20 protein-coding genes, 1 pseudogene and 2 CRISPR repeat arrays are annotated in these 21,074 nt (G+C 36.8%); of the genes and pseudogenes, 1 reads left to right on the plus strand and 20 read right to left on the minus strand.

The features are described 5' to 3' along the window. Positions 1-17: 17 nt before the first annotated feature. Positions 18-461, minus strand: a complete 444-nt coding sequence (locus ATHSA_RS07665; protein WP_161848520.1) for a hypothetical protein — start codon at positions 459-461, stop codon at positions 18-20. Positions 462-694: 233 nt separating this feature from the next. Between ATHSA_RS07665 and pulA the strand changes: the two genes are divergently transcribed. Then, positions 695-3,229 carry a type I pullulanase gene (pulA, locus tag ATHSA_RS07670; protein WP_408626227.1) on the plus strand — a complete coding sequence of 845 codons (2,535 nt, stop codon included), beginning with the start codon at positions 695-697 and terminating at the stop codon, positions 3,227-3,229. 214 nt (positions 3,230-3,443) lie between these two features. Further along, a CRISPR array of direct repeats spans positions 3,444-4,072; the repeat unit is 30 nt; unit sequence GTTTTCATTCCTCAAAGGTAGGATAGAAAC. Between the two features lie 406 nt (positions 4,073-4,478). Here the strand turns inward: pulA and cas2 are convergent. The 19 genes and pseudogenes from cas2 to ATHSA_RS07765 form a co-directional block, all read right to left on the minus strand. Beyond that, positions 4,479-4,754 carry a CRISPR-associated endonuclease Cas2 gene (gene cas2, locus ATHSA_RS07675; RefSeq protein ID WP_161848522.1) on the minus strand — a complete coding sequence of 92 codons (276 nt, stop codon included), beginning with the start codon at positions 4,752-4,754 and terminating at the stop codon, positions 4,479-4,481. A gap of 6 nt (positions 4,755-4,760) precedes the next feature. After that, positions 4,761-5,757: pseudogene (gene cas1b / locus ATHSA_RS07680) on the minus strand (type I-B CRISPR-associated endonuclease Cas1b). Between the two features lie 9 nt (positions 5,758-5,766). Further along, positions 5,767-6,243 carry a CRISPR-associated protein Cas4 gene (cas4, locus tag ATHSA_RS07685; protein WP_269473944.1) on the minus strand — a complete coding sequence of 159 codons (477 nt, stop codon included), beginning with the start codon at positions 6,241-6,243 and terminating at the stop codon, positions 5,767-5,769. 14 nt (positions 6,244-6,257) lie between these two features. Then, positions 6,258-8,573 carry a CRISPR-associated helicase Cas3' gene (cas3, locus tag ATHSA_RS07690; RefSeq protein ID WP_232060075.1) on the minus strand — a complete coding sequence of 772 codons (2,316 nt, stop codon included), beginning with the start codon at positions 8,571-8,573 and terminating at the stop codon, positions 6,258-6,260. Positions 8,574-8,575: 2 nt separating this feature from the next. Beyond that, on the minus strand, positions 8,576-9,274 hold the full coding sequence (gene cas5b / locus ATHSA_RS07695) for a type I-B CRISPR-associated protein Cas5b (RefSeq protein ID WP_161848525.1): 699 nt from the start codon (positions 9,272-9,274) through the stop codon (positions 8,576-8,578). Positions 9,275-9,277: 3 nt separating this feature from the next. Beyond that, positions 9,278-10,183 (minus strand): type I-B CRISPR-associated protein Cas7/Csh2, encoded by a 906-nt coding sequence (gene cas7b, locus ATHSA_RS07700; protein WP_161848526.1) that lies wholly within the window; start codon positions 10,181-10,183, stop codon positions 9,278-9,280. Then, positions 10,161-11,993 (minus strand): TIGR02556 family CRISPR-associated protein, encoded by a 1,833-nt coding sequence (locus tag ATHSA_RS07705; RefSeq protein WP_161848527.1) that lies wholly within the window; start codon positions 11,991-11,993, stop codon positions 10,161-10,163. Before ATHSA_RS07705 ends, cas7b begins: the two co-directional genes overlap by 23 nt. Positions 11,994-12,035: 42 nt before the next feature. Then, positions 12,036-12,680: a hypothetical protein gene (locus ATHSA_RS07710; RefSeq protein WP_161848528.1), complete on the minus strand. Its 645-nt coding sequence runs from the start codon at positions 12,678-12,680 to the stop codon at positions 12,036-12,038. A 47-nt stretch (positions 12,681-12,727) separates the two neighbouring features. Next, a complete protein-coding gene (locus ATHSA_RS07715; protein WP_161848529.1) occupies positions 12,728-12,925 on the minus strand; it encodes a hypothetical protein in 198 nt (65 codons plus the stop codon). Next, a complete protein-coding gene (locus tag ATHSA_RS07720) occupies positions 12,922-13,701 on the minus strand; it encodes a uracil-DNA glycosylase family protein (protein WP_161848530.1) in 780 nt (259 codons plus the stop codon). Before ATHSA_RS07720 ends, ATHSA_RS07715 begins: the two co-directional genes overlap by 4 nt. Positions 13,702-13,871: 170 nt before the next feature. Beyond that, on the minus strand, positions 13,872-14,024 hold the full coding sequence (locus ATHSA_RS07725) for a hypothetical protein (protein WP_161848531.1): 153 nt from the start codon (positions 14,022-14,024) through the stop codon (positions 13,872-13,874). A 211-nt stretch (positions 14,025-14,235) separates the two neighbouring features. Next, positions 14,236-15,756: a CRISPR direct-repeat array (repeat unit 30 nt; unit sequence GTTTTCATTCCTCAAAGGTAGGATAGAAAC). 556 nt (positions 15,757-16,312) lie between these two features. Continuing rightward, entirely contained in the window at positions 16,313-16,507 is a 195-nt protein-coding gene (locus tag ATHSA_RS07730) for a hypothetical protein (RefSeq protein ID WP_161848532.1), read from the minus strand. Continuing rightward, positions 16,504-17,133, minus strand: a complete 630-nt coding sequence (locus ATHSA_RS07735; protein ID WP_232060076.1) for a DUF4433 domain-containing protein — start codon at positions 17,131-17,133, stop codon at positions 16,504-16,506. Before ATHSA_RS07735 ends, ATHSA_RS07730 begins: the two co-directional genes overlap by 4 nt. Positions 17,134-17,242: 109 nt before the next feature. Beyond that, positions 17,243-17,914 (minus strand): macro domain-containing protein, encoded by a 672-nt coding sequence (locus ATHSA_RS07740; RefSeq protein ID WP_161848534.1) that lies wholly within the window; start codon positions 17,912-17,914, stop codon positions 17,243-17,245. After that, a complete protein-coding gene (gene cas6, locus ATHSA_RS07745; RefSeq protein ID WP_161848535.1) occupies positions 17,911-18,657 on the minus strand; it encodes a CRISPR-associated endoribonuclease Cas6 in 747 nt (248 codons plus the stop codon). Before cas6 ends, ATHSA_RS07740 begins: the two co-directional genes overlap by 4 nt. A 47-nt stretch (positions 18,658-18,704) precedes the next feature. Next, positions 18,705-19,469, minus strand: coding sequence for a type III-B CRISPR module RAMP protein Cmr6 (gene cmr6, locus ATHSA_RS07750; protein ID WP_161848536.1), 765 nt, complete (start codon positions 19,467-19,469; stop codon positions 18,705-18,707). Position 19,470: 1 nt separating this feature from the next. After that, positions 19,471-19,821 carry a type III-B CRISPR module-associated protein Cmr5 gene (cmr5, locus tag ATHSA_RS07755; protein WP_161848537.1) on the minus strand — a complete coding sequence of 117 codons (351 nt, stop codon included), beginning with the start codon at positions 19,819-19,821 and terminating at the stop codon, positions 19,471-19,473. Continuing rightward, a complete protein-coding gene (cmr4, locus tag ATHSA_RS07760; protein ID WP_161848538.1) occupies positions 19,818-20,672 on the minus strand; it encodes a type III-B CRISPR module RAMP protein Cmr4 in 855 nt (284 codons plus the stop codon). Before cmr4 ends, cmr5 begins: the two co-directional genes overlap by 4 nt. Then, positions 20,665-20,934 carry a type III-B CRISPR module-associated Cmr3 family protein gene (locus tag ATHSA_RS07765; RefSeq protein ID WP_332066506.1) on the minus strand — a complete coding sequence of 90 codons (270 nt, stop codon included), beginning with the start codon at positions 20,932-20,934 and terminating at the stop codon, positions 20,665-20,667. Before ATHSA_RS07765 ends, cmr4 begins: the two co-directional genes overlap by 8 nt. Positions 20,935-21,074: the final 140 nt, after the last annotated feature.

A 21,074-nucleotide genomic window follows, 5' to 3' on the forward strand; every position in this document is an offset into this window, starting at 1 on the left:
TTTCTTGCTAATTATTGCTAAAATACGTAAAAGATCCCGCCGGACATGGTAAGTAAAGAATAACTGGGCCAAGAAAAACCAATCGCGGTGTATGAGAGTGTTTTAACATTTACAGTTGGAAAATAGGCGTTTAAAATCAACGCCGGGCCGGCAAAAACACTCCCATAGACTCCAAGAAATGAATATACTTCAACATCGGCAACAGCACCATATCCTATCTTTATAGATCCTATCTCCTGACCCGTCGAAGATTTTCCAAAATCGAGGTTATAGAGATCTCCTATTTTCATTCCTCCTCCAGCCATTATCCCAAGAGGATATGAAATTCCCGCATAGATAAAAGTCGACGGTGATAATTCAGTTCCCACAGAGATTGCTCCACCTGTAAATCCCACCATCAAAGCAAAACTGCTAATGCAGATGATACTGATTACCGCTAAGACCAGAATGAAACTTTTCATTTTTATCCCCCCTATTTTGAAGTAAGATTAAATCAAAATAATTGTACCATATTTCAAAAAATTTTCAATGATGTTTATCATATGAAGATGAAAAAATTTAGAAATAGAAAATCAATATTAATTTGCTGGTATAATATCTTTGTCTTACAATCAAGGAGGTGTTCAAATTGAGGAGGTATTCGTTAATACTGTTCGTTTTGCTTGTTATTATTTCAAGCGTTATCTTTGCATCCATCTATCCCTCGCTTTCGGCAGGCAAAACGGCGGCAGATTTCGGTGCACAGACGGTGCTCATTGTTCATTATCACCGCTACGATGGAGATTACGCTGGATGGAATTTGTGGGTATGGCCCTACAGACCAGAAAGTTTGGCCGGATCAGCGTATCAATTCACCGGAGAGGACAGTTACGGACCTTATGCGATAATAAAATTCGATCAAAAGTACACCCAACTTGGTTTCATAGTAAGGCTAAATGACTGGCAAGCAAAAGACGTGTCCGAAGACAGGCACGTTGTCATACCTCCGTCTGGTGTGGCAGAAATATGGGTTTTGGAGGGACAATATGAATGGTACACAAATCCTAACGATATTGACATATCACCGAGAGTTATGGGCGCATTTTTAAATTCTCTAAACAAAATAGATCTCTACCTTACAAATCCAATAGAAACCAAGGACTGGAAAGGTAATGTGTTTTTCACAGTTGGAGGAAAGGAATGGCCAATATCTGACGTTGAGCCGGCAATTCCGGGATCAATCTCCAAAACTTCTTACGTAGAGATAACGCTAAAATCTTCACTTTCAACATATGATGTTTCAAAACCCATGATCGTAGAGATAAAGGGATTTCAACCTGCCATCGTTTACGCTTACAAAGCCTTAAATGATCCAAAATTTTATTATTCAGGACAGTTGGGCCCGATTTACACACCGGCCGAGACAACCTTCAAAGTATGGTCTCCGGTTTCTGAATGGGCAAAGGTTTTGCTTTACAAAACGGCTGACGCCACTCTTCCTTATGCAACTTACGACATGTCAAGAAATGATCAGGGAGTATGGAGTGTTACCGTTAAAGGAAATCTCAATGGCGTTTATTATCTTTATGAGTTCTATTCATACAATCAGGAAAGGATAACGCCCGACATAAATTGCTACGCGGCAGATATGTACAACAGAAAATCGATGGTTGTTGATCTTGCAGATACGAATCCACCAGATTGGTCAAAAGATCGTTCCCCATCTCTTGCCCATAGAGTCGACGCGATAATATACGAATTAGATGTGAGAGATTTTTCAGTCGATCCAAATTCGGGAGTTCCGGCACAATATCGTGGCAAGTATCTTGCCTTTACGGCAACGGGAACAACTTACGATGGAATTCCAACCGGAATAGATCATCTTAAAGCACTTGGCATAACAGATGTTCAGATAATGCCCATACAGGATTTCTGGAATGAGCCATTTGATCAATATAACTGGGGGTATATAACATATCTGTTTAATGTACCCGAGGCCCAATATTCAACAGATCCTCAAAATCCAGCAAGCACAATAGAACAGGTCAAAGAAATGATCGAGTCTCTTCACAAAAACGGTATCGGAGTTATCATGGATGTCGTTTACAATCACACATCCGGGGTGGGCAAAAATTCCCCATTCGATCAAACAGTTCCTTACTATTACTACAGAATAGACGAAAAGGGTGCATACCTTAACCAGTCTGGCGTTGGAAATACAATAGCGACTGAAAATACGATGGCAAGAAAGTATATAATCGATTCTTTGAAATACTGGGTAAAGGAATATCACGTTAATGGTTTCAGATTTGATCTTCTTGGCCTTTTTGACAAACAAACAGTTAAGGAGATTGTCGATCAATTGCATGAAATAGATCCACAAATTTTGCTTTACGGCGAGCCTTGGGGTGGATGGGGAGTTACTCCTCTCTTCGGAAAGGGAGATCAAAAGGGAATGAAGATAGCCGTTTTTAACGATGATCTCAGAGACGCAATAATTGGAAGTGTTTTTGACATAACGGCAAAAGGGTTCATAGAAGGGGCAAACAAAAACATACTCATTCAGAGAGGTGTCGTGGGTGAAATTCCATATTCTCAGGTTATATCTGGCTTTACACAGGAGCCCGGAGAGACGATAAATTACGTTACATGTCATGACAATTACACACTGTGGGACAAAATAAGCGGCGCCGCGACAAATTGGACTGTTGAACAAAAAGAGGCTGCAGATAAACTTGCGAATGGAATAATTCTAACATCGCAGGGAATTCCTTTCATTGCGGGAGGAGAGGAATTTGCAAGAACAAAGGGAGGAAATGGAAACAGTTACGATGCTGGAGATGCAGTCAACCAGTTCGACTGGTCAAGGCTCGATACCTTCTATTCTCTTAATGAATATTACCAAGGACTAATAGAATTGAGAAAAGCACATCCTGCCTTTAGAATGTATACAGCCGATCAAATAAAATCTTCTATAACATTTTTCCCAACACAATATAAACAAGTAACTCAATATCTCAGAATGCCAATAGCATTCGTTGCTTACGAAATTCACGGAAGTCCAAATGGTGATACGTGGAAGAATATAATCGTCATTTACAATGGAGAAACATCAAGTGTCAAATTCACATTGCCAGATGGTCAATGGGATCTTGTGGTAGATCAAAACCATACAGGAATAAAAACAATAGACATTTTATCCGGAGAAATAGAAGTTCCACCAACAGCGATGTATGTCTTGCATCAATAATTAAAAAGGCCGCCGAACAGGCGGCTTTTTCATTCCTCGATTAAAGAAAATTCGTGACGCGTAAGGTAGGATACAACTTGAGCACGTAGCGGGTGGCTCGTGGCATGTAGAATAAAATTGAGAATTGAAAATGGACAATTTTCAATTTTTAATTTGCAATTATCAATTAGTTCCACTCACTGCTCACCAGCACCATTGGCCATAAGCCATGCGCCAACTCATTCCTCAAAGGTAGGATAGAAACTTGATCTAAAAGAGTCTTATTGCGACAACGTCTTTTGTTTTCATTCCTCAAAGGTAGGATAGAAACGATTATCATCTTTAGCGTTCAGATCGAATATATCTGTGTTTTCATTCCTCAAAGGTAGGATAGAAACAGAAAATGTATCAGGATTGAATAATGGTAGGTCATAGTTTTCATTCCTCAAAGGTAGGATAGAAACGTAAAATGATAAATGATTTCGTTACGTGGGCGATGCGTTTTCATTCCTCAAAGGTAGGATAGAAACTTCCCCGCTTATATGGGGGAGAAATGGACACGGAATAGTTTTCATTCCTCAAAGGTAGGATAGAAACTATCATATGATATAGATGCTAACTGTCACATATAAGTTTTCATTCCTCAAAGGTAGGATAGAAACCTTACATTGGCAACACAAGATAAATTTATAGCTAAGTTTTCATTCCTCAAAGGTAGGATAGAAACAATAGTTGTATGTGACACATAATTCGAGTTAAGTTTGTGTTTTCATTCCTCAAAGGTAGGATAGAAACCCTTGCTCTCCCAGAAGAGAGGGCTTGGATGAGAAACTTGTTTTCATTCCTCAAAGGTAGGATAGAAACTCGTTGACATAGTATAACATAAGGATTTCTAAAAGTCAATTTTGGGAAAAAGTATGTGAACTTGTATACATAAAAGTGAGATAAAAGCTTTAGTGATAATTATTTATGTAAGAAATCCGATCGTCGTCGATCTCCGGGGGTTTTTCGAGTATCGTAGGTCGACGACGATGGTAAATGAAGTATGAATGATGTTAAGAGAAAAGGAGGCAATGGAAATGATCTGTGAATATACGCAAATCTATTCGGTTATTGGAGATAATTAATATGAGTTCTTATGTGATTGAATGTTAAGGATCGGGTGTGTAACAAAAGAGGTGGAGAAAAGAGGCTGAATTTAGAACAAAAGAATATATATTCGCAATCCAATGGTAAAATATGAGAGGTCATTCACCTGCGTTGTAACATATCAGATCGTGTAAGACGTACCGTTTGCGAGAGGATTTTTCTCCGTGCCTATTACTTCTTTATCGAAAAGATCTTTTGTTTTTAATTTAAAAAATAACACGCTGTCTTTTTCCTCTTCGATTTTGTCTTTGATTTTTGATTTCAGTTCTCTGAATTTTGCTGCAGTTATTTCACCTTCAAATACAGAGTTTTGGATCCACGTTAGATATTCCCGTCCTATTTTGAGAATTTTACCAACACGCTTTTCTTCTATGTCGTAGACCATTATGACGTACATAGTTTATCACCACTTCGAAACATAAGGAGTGTATTCTTTGTCTCCCAAAAAGTGCTTTTCAAGTTTATAAAGTTCAAGTCTTATGAGGTATTTGTATGAAACTTTTTTCTTTATCTTTGGATGGGAGATGGTCGTTGATAGTTGATTTTCGATTTCTTCGACAAATTTCTTCTTCCCGCTTTCGTTCATGTATATGCCTTGGAGATGAGGGGAAAAATCATTTTTTTGTTATGATCTTTTTGTTTATCAAAGAAAATATGCTTCTGTCTACTATTATTGGCTTGAAAATTTCTGCAATATCTAAATTGAGTGAAAATCTTCTGAAATTCGTTGTATGAAGATATCCTATTCGCGGATCAAGGTGTGTTTTGTAGATTTCAGAGAGTACAGTCGAATAAATTATCGAATTTCCAAAACTTATCAGCGCATTTACTTCATTGGAAGGCGGCTGCCTTGTTCTATTTACGAAAGGAAAATCTGAATTATCGATAATTCTGTCGAACGCAGAATAATAAATATTTCTTGAATTGCCTTCCAATCCCATGAGCATGTCCACACTTTCGGTTTTGAATATCTCATCGAGAAATGCTTCCAATTTGGTCTCTATTTCAAAAAGATCTTTACCTCTATTTTTGTAGTACGAAATTATCGCAAGCATGTTCTCTATTGATCCTTGAACAAATCTTTGTGCGAGACTTAATCTTTTTCGATCATCTTTATAATATTCGACCTGCTGAAGTATTAATTCTCCAGATTCGAGGTATTCTCGCGGATAGTATGTGCCTATGTAATATTCGTAATGGTTGTAAAGATGCAGTGGAATGCCATTCTGGGTTAAAAATTCAAGCGCATCTTTGTTAAAGTCTAAATTTCCAAAGCAGTGAATTTCAGAAACATTCTCTATGGGTATGTAGTTTTTGGTACCATCTTCTTGCTCTATGAAAATTGTGTTTTGCTTTCTCGACAATCTGCCATTTTTAAAAACATAAAGTCTTCTCGACATATTATCACCTTAGGAAAAACACAAAGATTGGAATCCACATTTCTTACAATAAGATGTTTCTATGATTTTCGGTGGAGTATCAAGAGAGATCACTTCGGACAATTCGGCTATTTTCGAATGAAGGAGTTTCTCTTTTTCTTCATCAAAAGTAATGCTTACTATTTTCTTTTCCGTTGGAAACCTCAATTGACCTGTCAGATTAATCCCAATTTCCCTTAGTTTCTCCATGTAATAGATCAACTGAATTTCAGCGCTTTCAGCGCTCTTAGAACTCTTTTTTATTTCGGCCACTATGACTTCTCCGTTTTTTTCGGTGACAAAATCAATTTTTGCGCCTTCTATTTCAATTTCTTTCAAATTCATGTAAAGGTAACTTTCTTCGTGGATTAACCTTCCGACCGTTAAAAAATAATTGTCTTCTTCGGGAGATATGGCTCTTGACATGAACCATGCCTCTCTTGGACACATCACAAATGCTCCAAGCATAGAAGGAGTTATTCTCACATTATCATCACGTCCTTTTGAGGAATTTTGAATCCTATTTCTTCATCGTAAAAATCATTCAGCCTGTCTTTTTGAACAAGATAGAATGAATTGCCCATTTTACGATCTAAAATAGGTGGTCCATTTTCCATCAATGACTTGGTTAGATTGATAGAGATCATGTATTGATTCATTTTTTTGAACAGGCTGATAGCCTTTACATACCATTCTTTAGGATCGAGTGATTGAATTTCCTCGAATTCATTCCGTAGTTCAACGGCCTTCTCATCGTATTCGATATAAATATTCGCATTTAAAAATCCCTTTATTATTGAAAAAGTAGATATCGGAGGGTTTTCAATGGCTTTGTTTTGAGAAAAGTAAAAAAGCATCTTTAAAGCATTCAAGTATTTTTCAGACTGGGCTATGTAATTTGAAACCCTTTCAAAATAAGGATTTATTAAACTTTCTTCGAATTTTTCTTCGGTTATTTCAGATATTTCATTGAATATCTCTCTTGAAATGCCCACTAAAAGATCGTCGTAAACCAAATTAGAGTAAGAGGTACCGTTGTCATTTTTAAGATCGATCAAATGGACTATTCCCATATCGATTGTGTAATTCCTATTACATCTTCCACAACTTTGAATTATAGAATCCACCGGTGCCATATCTCTGTAGACCGTGTCAAAATCTATGTCCATTCCTGCCTCAACAACTTGAGTGCTCACAAGCAATTTTACGTCCCCCTTGTTTATTTCGTTTATAACCTTTTCTCTCAATTTAGGAATGACACCAGCCGAAAGGTAACATCTTTTTATTTTTGCACCTTCAAACATTTTGAAAAAATTCTGAGACGAAGAAATGGTATTTAAAACAACGAGTACTCTTTTATCTTTTTTAAGATCATCATCAACCATTTCGTAAAGACTCTCTAAAGTGTTGAGGTTCTTTGTTTCATTCACAATTTTTATCCTCTTAAGCATAAATTTGTCTTTTGCAAGTTCTTTCGAATCTATAAAGATTTTGGGCTTTGTTGCCGTAGTGAGTATGAAATAGGTCCCTGTATTTTTGGCGATGAAGTTGAAAACTTCCGAAATCAATTTCCAGTATTCGTGCGGTATGTTCTGTATCTCGTCCAAAATCACGATAGCCCCAAAGATAGTGTGAAGTTTTCGAATGTCAGATCTTCTGTTCGAGATCAACCCTTCGAATAAACTTACAAAGGTTGTAACTATTATTTCCGAGTCCCATCCGGATATCAAAAGAGATGAAAGATCCTCGTCCAAAGGTCCAACTTCATCGTCTGTGTATTCGTTCGGAGCAAGATGGTGCTGGACGAGCAAAAGATCCGTGCTCACTTCTCGATCAATTGAAAGCACATCTTTTATTCTTTGGGCATTTTGGTCTACCAAACTTGTAAATGGAAGGGCATATATTATCTTAGGAATCCGCCCTTCGGAGTCTTTTACCATTTCCCTTAATTTAAGAGCAAAGTCGAATGACGTTAGGGTTTTGCCGATTCCTGTGGGAACTGTTATCGTGTAAAAATGATCTTGGAGAGATATCTCTGAGTTGAGAACATCTTTGTGAACAGCCTCTCTTAAATCGTTTATTATCCCCTCGGAATTTTTGAAATGAGACTCCATATATTTCTGTACCACTTTTGTGTCAAAGTCGATCCTTTTTGAAAATTTACGGCCGTAAGTTGCCGCATCCAGCCTGTCTGCATCGATGAGAATGGAATACAAAAAATTAATCGCGAAATAAGATGAAAGATCATTTTTTGAATTCAACACGTCATCAATCTCGGTATCTATCTCCGATATCTCATCGATAATTTCTGCCGTTTTTTGAGGCGATATTTCAACATGAGTTTGATCTTTAAACCATGTTGCAAATTCTTTGTCTATACTTTTTGTCACGTTGACAAGTCTTTCTTCGCTGTACTTTAGTTCGGCAACTTCATCGATGTAGTATTTTAAAAACCCATGATGGCGCCTTACAACAACAAATGCGTAAAATGAAATTTCTTTTGCTTTCTCATCTGCTTTTGAGAAGCATTCCTTTGCCGCAGCGTAAGCGTAAATTGCCGATATCTCGGAGTGTGGGGATTTTACATTCGATCCTGTTAATTTTTCCTGAAATTTCTTCGTTGCTTTTCCTAAATCATGCGAGATGGCAATAACATGAATTAGACTCTTAAAAAGTTCTGTCTCAATTCCAAAAGCCTTTTGGGTATCTAATTTTTGATCTTCAAAGAAATCTAACATTATCTTTTCGACACCCAAAAGGTGATCAACCAAAGGTCTTTGCGGATGTGAATACAGCATGATCACATGAAAATTAAATAATCATCGTTAACTCTAAAGACCGTTTCTTCATCTCCGACGACAACCTTTATTCCGCCGAGATTGGGGTTGTATATGTAATCCCTGTTTGAGACAAAATTTCTTTTTTCGTCTATTTCGTATGGCAAAGTATCGAAGATATATTTTTGATCATCCATAGGCTTAAAAATCAAATTGTCGATCTTAGGAACAACGCTGCTTACTATAACCTCCGTCTGAGGTTTTACCCATTGAATTGGAAAGTCTCCGATGTATTCTATCTTTGCTATGTTTGATGCCGTGCCAAGATATGGCGTGTAAAAACTCTCCCTGTTTATGATCTTGTTTTTCAGAGTTAACAATTTTGATTCTTCCCATGAAATATATAATTTGTAAGAGGGATTGTATATCATCTCGGTCAGAGTAAGGATATTAGGACTGGGAGCATTTTGCTTTGTGTTTAGGTTTTTGAAGGTAGTGCTTTTTTTCTGGATAGGCTTTAAGATTTTAACGGCAACTTTGAATTCTTTAAAGAAAGATATGTAATGATTTTGATCGTCATTCCCCCATCCCAAAACGGCGGCTATCATGCCGATGATAGCCGTCCTCGGTGGAAAATCATACGTCAAAGAAGATGTTGTTGTGTATGGCTTTCTGAACACACCAAATCTTGAAGAAACTTCAAAAACAGATATTTTCTCCATTAATCAAGCCTCCATCTTGAATTTCTCGACATTTACTCCTTCCAAAGTATTAAATTCTGGGGTGATTTTGAGTTCGTCGCTTGATAAATATCTAACCCTTGAAATTCTTTTTGCATTTCTTTTTATCAGATCAAACAATTTTGTTAAATCTAAAGTGTAATCAAGAGCAGATCTTATCTCATTTTCAGATTTTTCTGTTTTTAAAGAAATAAAGGCATCCAATCCGCCATTGTGTGTGTCATCATTGTATTCGATCTGTACAAGCAATCTTGGAAGTTGTTCCATCTTCGATCTTGTTATAAGGTCTTTTGTACCAAACCAAAGTGCTTTGAAAAATTCTTCAACATCGTCTTCGGTTAATTTTGTGTTTACAGCCGCGTTTTGATTTATCACTCCGTAAAAGGCTATTAATGCGTAAGGTACAAGGTATTCTTCACGAAATGATGACATTTGAGCGTTTTCTCTCGACGCAAAGGCTGCTGTTCCTTTTATGTAAGAAAGATCTACGGCATGTAAAGACTCTCCCATTCTCATCTGAATAGGTCCGACGAGTGTTACGGAATCGCCGGCACTACCCTTTTTTGCAAGTTTGATAGGAAGCATTCCACCAAAAAGTCTTATGTCTATTGCTTTATTAAGTATGTCATTGAGAGGATCTTTTGAATCGCCTATGAGTGCTTTTGTTCTGCCTTCAGAAGTTTGAACATCTGTAGATTTTGAAATGAATATTGTCTTTCCGCTTTGTTCGAGATAATCTCTGACCGTTCTTTTGAGTCTAACATCGCTCACGAGCACATGTGAAGTTATCTCGTCATATCTTGGTTTGTTTTCATCGTTCGGATCTCCGTTTGGGTTTCCCCATTTCACATCATAGAGAAACAGAAATTCAGATCTCTTCAGTTTTTCCATTATCTTCTTCCCCTTTCGAAATTTTTAGTGGTTCTGCAAATGACAATGTCATGCCCGATACAAAGATGAAATTGGCTTCATCGATATCTAATTCCCAATTGGTGGTCAAATTAAGGTAATACGCGCACAATCTTTTTAGAATATCGACGTTTTTTGAATTTAAATAGCAGTTGTCGTTTGACGAATATTCGATCATCTTGTTTATGACTTTTGCGTAGAGACCTTTGAAATCCTCTCTTTTCATTCTCAAACCTTTAAGTTGTGAATAAAATGGTGCTTTTGACCTATCCATTTTGTTTTGCTGGCATGCAACCAATCTGCCGACAAGTACGCCCAAATAGAACAATCCCTTTTTCTCGCTTGTGTCAAATGAATTGTTGAAAAATTCGTCTACCCTTTTGTCCAATTCATACTCTTCCCCGCTTAGATTCGAAGCCATCTTAACGCTCCTTTCATCTTTATTTAGAAACTTAAACAAATCCAAAATCGTCATTGCATCGTAAACGTAAATTCTAAAATCTTCTTTGAATTCTCCGTCGGTATAAATGGTAGATCTTATCTTTTTGATGGCATTGGAGATTATCAAATTACGTTGTGGCTTTCTTTTCTCGAGTATTCCCCTTACAACTATGTAAAAATCTTTGAGATTGGGCTTTTTTGATCCTTTGGCTGTCAAATCATATATGGTTCGTAAAGTGAAATCGTACCATTCTCCGGCAATCTTTTTATAAATTGAATCCACACGATCCATCGCGTCAGATATCTCTTTTATCCATGTCGGAGGCATATCCTGAATGTTCAAAATTATCTGCCTTTGTGCATTGTTCGGTCTGTAAAAGACGAAGTCGATCGATGTAAAGTCCGAAAAAACTCTTGAGTTTTTTAGAATTCTCATTTCAAAGACAGATCTGCGCTTTGTTGAATCTTTATCAAGAGTCACAGAATTTATCCTTTTGATGTTATCTATGGTGCTTTTTATCGCATCTAAATTGCCATTGAGAGATTTGGGTATGACCCAAACTTTGTCTTGAGAATAAAATGGAAAATCAAGATTTTTTAAAATGATCTTGGATCCAAGTTGCATGTCTTTATAACAGTCTTCGCATATGGGAAGAATTTTGTTTACGTTTTTTGGATTCATATCGGGCAAAAATCCACGTTTTTCAACAGTTGCAAATTTGAAAATTTCTATATCGCTCAATTTTTTCTTCGAGATCGGTGCATTTCTTCCGCACACGCAACAAACTGAATCAGACGAAGTTTGGCTCTGATTTGATTTCACAAAGGCTTCCAAAATCTCTTTAACATCTGCGGGATAAGATACTTTACCGTTTGATTCGAATTCAAATGTTAAAATCGCGTTTTTGTTTGAAAAAGTGATCATCTTTTGAGAAACTTTCTGTGCAATTTCGTCTATGTTGTTATCGAGAAAATCGGCAAAATTCTTCAAAAATTGTGAGTTCATACCTTTTATGAAATTCGAATATTTGCCAAATGGTTTTAAGATTTGATCTGCTTTTTCATCGTTGACATATTCGTAAGATTTCAAAAAGATTGTCGGGGAAAAAAGATTTTTATCATTGCCATAGAGTTGTTTGTAAAGTAATGGGTATGGATCGGATTTTAGATAACTGGGTACTATGTCTTTGAGCGAAAAATTGTAATTGCTGTCAAATTCTACCTTTACGACTATTGCCTGAATATTTTCAGGATTATCTTTGACCTTTACAGAAGAAGGAAAAGCGCTCAGCAGTCTGTCGGTATCATTTCCACCGTAGATCCTGCCTATGTCTCTTACCGATTTAAGCATTTCATCACCTCGATTTATCAAAAAGGTATATCATGCTTGATTTTAATCAAATTTTATCGAATAAGATGTACTCCCAAGACTTTCTACCCCTTTTACAATCATTTTCTCTTTCCCGATTCCGGATATCTTTGCACCCATCGAATTGAGAAATCTTGCAAGATCTACCACCTCCGCCTCCCTTGCACAGTTTGAAATTTCAACAGTCGTCCCTTTCAATAAAACTGAGGTCATCATAAGATGATCTGTCGCCTTAATACTTGGAAAGCGCATCTCTATTTTTACGTCTTTGGGTGCCTTTCTAAAGATTGCATCGATGAAATCCCCTTCTTCTTTTACATCGATACCGAGTTGTCTTAATCCTTCGATATGAATATCTATTGGTCTTGGTCCTATCGAAGATCCTGAACGATAAAATACCCTTGAATGACCCGTCCTTATTGCAAGGGGACCAAGAAAAAGTATTGCCGTCCCAATTGGCCTGTATCTTATCTCACCGTCGAGATTTCCTCCTTTCGAATAAAACATATCTCCGTCAAGGTACACATTCCTAAATCCTTTCAAAAAATCGATCATTTCTCTTACAGACGGCACATCCGGAATATTTCTGATTTCTATATCTCCATCGCTTAGCACCGACGATGCAATAACTGCCAAAGTTTCATCTTCAAATCTGTGATCATTTGTCATAATTTCATCCTCCAATAAATATGCCCACACATGTGCGGGCATAAGTATTACCTTGCCTGAGTTGTAGAAATAAGATGTCCTTTTTCGTCGTATACATAGGCTATATTTCCGCGTCTTATCGTGACCGTTGTAGATGTATAGCCCATAAGTTCACATTCCGAACCGCATCCTATCGTCCATAAAACCCTGTTGCCTTCCGCGTAAACATATAAAATACCTCCTCTTTTGATCGCGGTGATTATCATGCCTGTACCTCCTTGCCTTTGACAAATTGACTTAAAATTTCAATCTCTTTCAAAGAAAGGTTGGTAGATAATTTGTGAGGTTTGAATGAGTTTGGATGTGGAAGAAATACGATATATCTTTCTACATTCTCTATTTGGATGGGTCCAATGAGTTTATGATTCTTACCTGTTGATATGTTGTAATAAGAACTGAATACCCCTTTTGCAGTTGATCCTAATACTATTATAACCTTTGCAGGGCTCAAAGAAATAACAGAAGATAAATACCTTTGGGGGCATATTTTGCATGCCTCTTTTACACCGTATTCGTGCGGCGATTTGCAATGCACAACTTCAGTCATGGCATAATCAGTCCCGGGAATGGCATTTTCTATAACTTCGTTTGCTATGCTCTTGAGCGTTACCCAGAAGCGGACAGCAGGACTGTAAGTACCATCTTTTTTGAGATATCTTATTCCATCCCTTGTGAATTTAGATCCTTTGTCAAAGCAGGTGATAAAAAAGGTTTCAATCGATTCCACATCCCAGTTCCACGTTGGGAAGTTTTCGTCGAAACTTATGCCGGGGTTAGAACTTACAAATAGAATATTTGCTTTTTCTATGTGGCCTCTCCATGGTTCCGGCACCTGAAAATGGTTAAGAGAAAAAGAAGAGTAGGACTCAGACTGCGATTTAACGATTTTAGAACATTCACCTGAACCTTTGTCTATGACTTCTTGAATCAAAGGGCAGTGAATGATGTTTTGCATTACGGCATAAATATTATCCGTAGCCATATTATCGCCTCCTTTCAAATTCTTTAATCACACTTTTGACGACATTTCTAAGAAAAATCCCCGCAGCCTTGTTTCTGCGGGGGATGTTACATTATAGAAGCGACCAGATCAAAATTTCTACTATAAGTTTGAGTTTCTCTATCCGATCGTCTCCAAATTCTTTCCAATATTCACGAAACAGGTTTTTTATCATTTCTGGTCTCTTCTACTTGTTTTCCATGTTTCTCTTCTTCAGGCCAGGTCAGCAACAAGGAGCTGATTTCGGCAATGGTCTGAGAAGCGATTAATAAGATCTTTCCTGCTAAAACTGTTTTTTCACTCATGGAATTACTCCTTTTAATTTTTTCATTTCTTCAGATTTTATAATCACACTTTTTCTATTTTCGCTTTTAAAAAAGAAGTAAATTAAGCACGTAGCGGGTGGCTCGTGGCATGTAGTAAAAATGGAGAATTGAAAATGGACAATTTTCAATTTGCAATTATCAATTAGTTCCACTCACTGCTCACTGGAGCCATTGGCCATAGGCCATGCGCCAACTCATTCCTCAAAGGTAGGATAGAAACATAGATTTGAGGGTCTTAATTCTAATTATGTATCACATGTTTTCATTCCTCAAAGGTAGGATAGAAACGGAGATAATATGAAGTATAAACAAATTGATTGGTGGTTTTCATTCCTCAAAGGTAGGATAGAAACTTTGATGGAGAAATATATGAAATGGTGATTGGACTGTAGTTTTCATTCCTCAAAGGTAGGATATAAACTATGGCATGGTACAACATAGTGGTAGTAAAACCTACCACGTTTTCATTCCTCAAAGGTAGGATATAAACTGGATGCCTCCATATATTGCCAGGTGAGTAATCGCTAGTTTTCATTCCTCAAAGGTAGGATATAAACAAAGAAGGTAGCATTAAGAAAATTAATGTTTTCATTCCTGTTTTCATTCCTCAAAGGTAGGATATAAACCAAAGATCCAAAGCCAGTATGGGATGATGAGATAGGTTTTCATTCCTCAAAGGTAGGATATAAACAACAGGAATGAACCCATGTTTGAGCATAAAGATTTCGAGTTTTCATTCCTCAAAGGTAGGATATAAACAAAGAAGGTAGCATTAAGAAAATTAATGTTTTCATTCCTGTTTTCATTCCTCAAAGGTAGGATATAAACCAAAGATCCAAAGCCAGTATGGGATGATGAGATAGGTTTTCATTCCTCAAAGGTAGGATATAAACTGAAATAGAGCATGCAGCATTAAAAGAATTTCTGAAAGTTTTCATTCCTCAAAGGTAGGATATAAACAGAGAAGTCGTTAAGAAATTAGCAGGTGTCACTATGTTTTCATTCCTCAAAGGTAGGATATAAACTGGCCCTTTATGGGGCCTTTTATTTTTTCAAAAAGCCCGGTTTTCATTCCTCAAAGGTAGGATATAAACATATCTTGCCTATGATATGACAAATCATTTCTTTGTAGCATTTGTTTTCATTCCTCAAAGGTAGGATATAAACGACGATAGTCGCGATAAATGGACTGAATATTGCAGTCGGTTTTCATTCCTCAAAGGTAGGATATAAACGGTGAAGGAGCTTGGGGCAATACAGGAGAAAACAGGTTTTCATTCCTCAAAGGTAGGATATAAACAAGAACTTAAGCCAAGCATTCCATTCTTCGTCTGTGTTTTCATTCCTCAAAGGTAGGATATAAACTGACAAAGTATCATTTGGGCTCGATTTAGTGTTAGAGTTTTCATTCCTCAAAGGTAGGATATAAACACCGAAAATTGCCTCTAACCTTTACTGTGAGGTGCCGAGTTTTCATTCCTCAAAGGTAGGATATAAACGGTATTATATTAAACATATATTATTTCACCTCCTTTTCATGTTTTCATTCCTCAAAGGTAGGATAGAAACCATAAAAATTGAAGTACCGAGTTATTATGTCACTTCTATTTGTTTTCATTCCTCAAAGGTAGGATAGAAACCATAAAAATTGAAGTACCGAGTTATTATGTCACTTCTATTTGTTTTCATTCCTCAAAGGTAGGATAGAAACTCGTTGACATAGTATAACATAAGGATTTCTAAAAGTCAATTTTGGGAAAAAGTATGTGAACTTGTATACATAAAAGTGAGATAAAAGCTTTAGTGATAATTATTTATGTAAGAAATCCGATCGTCGTCGATCTCCGGGGGTTTTTCGAGTATCGTAGGTCGACGACGATGGTAAATGAAGTATGAATGATGTTAAGAGAAAAGGAGGCAATGGAAATGATCTGTGAATATACGCAAATCTATTCGGTTATTGGAGATAATTAATATGAGTTCTTATGTGATTGAATGTTAAGGATCGGGTGTGTAACAAAAGAGGTGGAGAAAAGAGGCTGAATTTAGAACAAAAGAATATATATTCGCAATCCAATGGTAAAATATGAGAGGTCATTCACCTGCGTTGTAACATGCCAGATCGCTATGATAATTCAATCCTAAAAGAACTTTTTCAATGACTTAAGAATTAAAATTACAACAACTACAATTATGAAAATAATAACGTCCCCTGCTGTCAAGATTATTCCCCCTTTCATACATTTTTGACCGATGTCGATATTTCATTATTTCTTGTTGTTCCACTTGTCATCTTGTTTGCCTTGATCTGGAAGCACTAAAATTATTAGCAATCCAAGGAAACCAAGTATCAATCCAAGAAAAAAGGCGGCTCTTTCGTTTATGCCTTTGCTTTCGGCTATGTTCATGCTTACAAGCCCCATCGCAAGGTTAAAAAAGAATAGTACAAAAATCCATATCATACTACCATCCCCCTAAAAAAGAATTCTTCACTTTCATCTACATAGATTTTTTCTGGATTTAAGCCGGTTAAATTTATGATTCGTGTTTTTTGATCGTAATTTTCTACGATGATTCTTTTTATCCATTTTGGCTCTATTATATTTCTTACGAGTATTTCAGACTGCATGACTCCTTTAATTTCATCGTCTGTTGAGTCATGCCAACTTCTCGCAAAAACTTTATCCATATCGAGAAATTCTTTTATTCTAACATTGCTCAGCATTTCTATACCCGCATTATTTTTGGCAGCGTTGAGATTTGATATGAAAACATCTTCAGGCCTTTTTTCCATTACGAAATCAGTATCAAATTCAATTATAACGACCTTTTTACCTTCTTTAAGAATTCTGTAAAGCATTGCATTTCTTGGATTAAGATATGTACTTGCATAATCATGAAGCCTTTTGCTTTCCCTTCTTTGTTGTATTCCTTGATCGGAGATATCATTGAATCTTATTTTCGCTTTGTTCATCAAATTTCTCGAAAGAAGGCCATGTTTAACTATCAAAGAAACGTTGTTTTCGTCGGTCATGTGATAGACACTTTCAATTCCTTCAACTTTTAAAAGGTTGTATTTTTGAATCACCAATTGTAGGTCACCTCCTTTGGAATTATCTTTCAAATTCTTTAATCACACTTTGAATGGAAAACAAAAAGCGATTCCCATAAGGGAATCGCTAATATGGATTTTGAACTTATTTCGATGCTATGTCTATGAGCATTTTATAATTTTTGTCTCCTATGCCTCTTATGTTTAGAATGTCTCTGAAGCGTTTTATTTTGTTTTGATTTTCTTTTACAAGTTTAATAACTTTTATGATTTCTTTGGGACAATCGTAATCAAAAAAAGGAGAATTTTCAGAGGAACATCTGCTGACAAGGTCGGAAATTTTTTCAAGGGCTTTTTGTTCCTTTGGTCCAATCTCGGCATCTATTGCTATTATGATTTCGCATTCTAAATCATGCAATTTCAAAATCTCTTTTTCGACATGTTCCCAATCAAGATGACCGAGGGAAGCACCAATCTTCGGAATGGCAACAGACTTCAATTTACGACTTAAAATTTCATGTCTTAGATTTTCTATCCCTTTCGAGATCCATTCAATTTTGGACGGAAGTTTATAATCGTCTTTTGTTGCCATATTCCCTATGACGATATTTTTCCCTTCCCACACCCAGAGATCACCGGACTTTATCTCATTTTTTTCGCATTTTTTGATGTATTCTTTTTCCATTTCGGGAAAGCGAATGGCAAATTCCTTTGCGAGGCCTTTACCCATGTATCCTTTTGTGTTTATCGTGTTGACGACCATGTCTTTTTCTTCAATGAATTCAAATACAGAGTATGGAGATAAGATGATGCTCATTTTTGTTCCTCTGTCTCTATGAATCCAAATCCCTGAGAATTTCTCGATCCTATTCCGCTTCTGTACGCAAATTTTATCATCTCGATGTCTCCTTTCATTTTGTAAAGGCCGGTCCACCCTTTTATTACAAATGGTCTTTCTTTGTCTTTTTCATAAAGCAAGACTTTGAAATCATTTTCTTGAATTTTAAATGGCTCTATCGATACCTCGCAGTTTTTCTCGTAAAGGGCAGAGTATTTTCTTTTTATATTTTCTATAAGGTATAAACTAAATTCTTCTTCATTCGGATTAAGATAAACCGTCTTTTTTTTGCCTTCATTTTCAAGCGTTTTGTGAACTGTGACGGGAGAAAGTGCTCTAAAATACATTTCTTCTTCAAATTCAGGCTCTTTAACCGGCATTATGGACTTTATCTTTATGGGTTGATTTCCTATTTTGTACTCCGATCTTTTTAGGACTTTCTCTGCCACTGCCATGCAAAAATCTTCTACTGGACTTGAAAAATAAAGCCTGACGGGACTTTTGAATTCGTGCTTTCCGTCGTAAAATTTATGATTTCCCATTAAAGGTGAATAAACGAAAAGATGGTAACTTTTACTGTCAGAGTTGTAAACTTTGCCGTGAAGGTCTCCTTCTCTTCCGAGTTCGTACACAAATGATTGAAGTAGATAAGCAAAATTCTTTGGAAGTAAGATCTTATCTCCATTCAACGCTTCAAACTCCAAAGATATTCTCGAAATCATCTCACACCTCCCAAAATATGGGCGGTCGTACCGCCCATATTAATTAATCACACTTTTACCATTCTTCCATAACCTACGGATGTTTTTCCACCAACTCCTACTTCTTTAAATGCTTTCTCAATTAAACTTTGAACTTCCGAGACGATCTTTTCATCCCTTCCAAGGATGGTAAATTCAAAAACTTTCCCTTCGGATATTCTCAAAAAGTAAACTGGGTTTGGACTAAACCAGTCGTTTGGCGCTTTGCCTTTTGAATAATAATCCTGAAAATGATTGTTTATTATATCGACTTTGTAAGATCCGTTTCCACTTATCATGTAAGCGTTGAGAAAATCAACCTCTCCGGATTTTGGATTATCATCATCGTCGCTTCCAAAATATCTGTTTATCTTTGACTTTTCTTCATCTGTGCCGTAAAGGGTTACATAACTTCTTATAACTCCCTTAATGCTCGACGACGGTATAATTGGAATGCCAAGATTTCTTTCAAGAGTTATTCCATTTTCTATTGCCGAATCGCGTCCCATACCGATACAAAGGCCGCTTACCGATTTGAGCATGAATGTTCTGACTGCGTATCCCTGATTTTTCAGACCATTTGCCACACTTTCCATCCTATTTTTGTATGCGGTGTAAATGTCGACATTTCCGAATTTGTAATTTGAAAAAAGGGATTCGGCTATCTCCTTAAGGTGCTTCAATTTATTTGCAGAATCGGAATTGTATTCTTTCGCGCTAAGACATTTGTCAAACAAAAATGATGGATTGAAAGTTTTTTGAATCCTTATGTTCCCGGGTAATTTATATTCCATCTCAATCACCTACAATGTCAACATAGCGTCTGAGCCATTTTAGCGTGATCATCAAACGTCTTTGAAAGTTGATGTAATCGGTCAAATTCATGCTTAGAAGTTTTTCTGAAAGAGAATTTCCATTAGGGTTGTATTTTAAATACTTCAATTCATCTTCTATGTTTTTGATCAATTCGAGATGATGTTTTTCTGCCTTAGACTCACAAAAACTGACAGCCTGAGCAAGACCGTTCGACATTACCATAGATCCGAATGATTTGCAAAGATTTTTGTATTTATCTCCACAACTTTGAATACCCCTTTGAGCATACCCGAGAGACCTTTTTGCTGTTTCCAATTCGTAATCTGTCATTTCAATCGCCTCGCTGTAAAGATTCCCTTTCCTATAGTTTTGTTTCCGCCGACCGAAAATCTTTTGCCATCGAAGTTATCAATAAAATTTTTGCATTTATCATTTTCTTCGTAAGAGACCGTGAAATACATTACCGTGTCTTCTGGAAGATCTTCCTCATACCAAAGTGCTCCATTTTCGACAACCCCGGTCTTAGGATCTATTCTTATGCGTGGGTTTACCTCGGTGAGATTTTTGACAAAGAAGGTAAAGAGATCATCTTTCACAAGTACAAGCGCATTTTGAATGTGATATCTAAGATAGTCGTAAACCTGATCCTGAGGTATGGCATTTTTTGCAAGATATTCCGCAAAGAGTTTAACGTAGTCATCTTTTGTCGACTTTAAGGAAAATTCTTCGACAAACACCTCTCCATTTTCAACACAACTCTCACTTGAGACAAGTGCATCCATCTTAAAATCCGAATTAAAAGGCAAAACTGCTTTTGCATTTGCCATAGAGACAGCCTGATTGTATTTGCTTATCACCATAGGGCAGGTTATCCATACAAATGGTACCTTCACGCTTCTTACAGGAAAGACAAGGATTTTTGCGTCGCTAAAGGCCAAATGTCCAGCCTCTGCATCTTCGGGCTTTGAAACGTCTTCGGGACCAAAGAGGAAATTTTGATCTTTGACGTTGTTCTTTCTTGAATAATCGCGAATGGATCCTTTAAGAGACGATGACCAGATCACAGGATAATCCGTGTGTCTTTCTCTTTGAATTGGTAAATCTACTATGCCTATATCACTGCCACTTCCGGCATGCACAGGCGTTTCGGCGTAAATGTGGAAAAGTTCAAATTTATTCATAATCCCATCCTCCTATCAATGATCTTCCAAATCCATACTCTTCCATTTCATCCGTGAATGTTATAAAACCATCTGATTTTATTTCCCTTTCGCTTTCTACAAAGTAAACGCTTCCGGCCGGAACCGCAAGTTTTGACGCACGCGTTTTATTTTTTGCGATATCGAAAGTCGAAACTGTTATGCTCTTTGCATTTGCAATCGAGACAAGTTTGCATTTCACACCGTTTATGAATATATCCCACTTTCCGCAGATAAAAAACAGTTTTTTGGATTTATTTGAAACTCATGTTTTAAAATTGAAAGTGGGAAATGATTAGAGTCAGTAATAGCCAAAGAAGCATTTGCTGTAACCTTGACGCACATCACAAAGATTATACCACTATTTACCGTTTCGGATAGAGT

The sequence above is a fragment of the Athalassotoga saccharophila genome, from assembly GCF_009936215.1.
GTDB classification, from domain to species: Bacteria; Thermotogota; Thermotogae; order Mesoaciditogales; family Mesoaciditogaceae; genus Athalassotoga; species Athalassotoga saccharophila.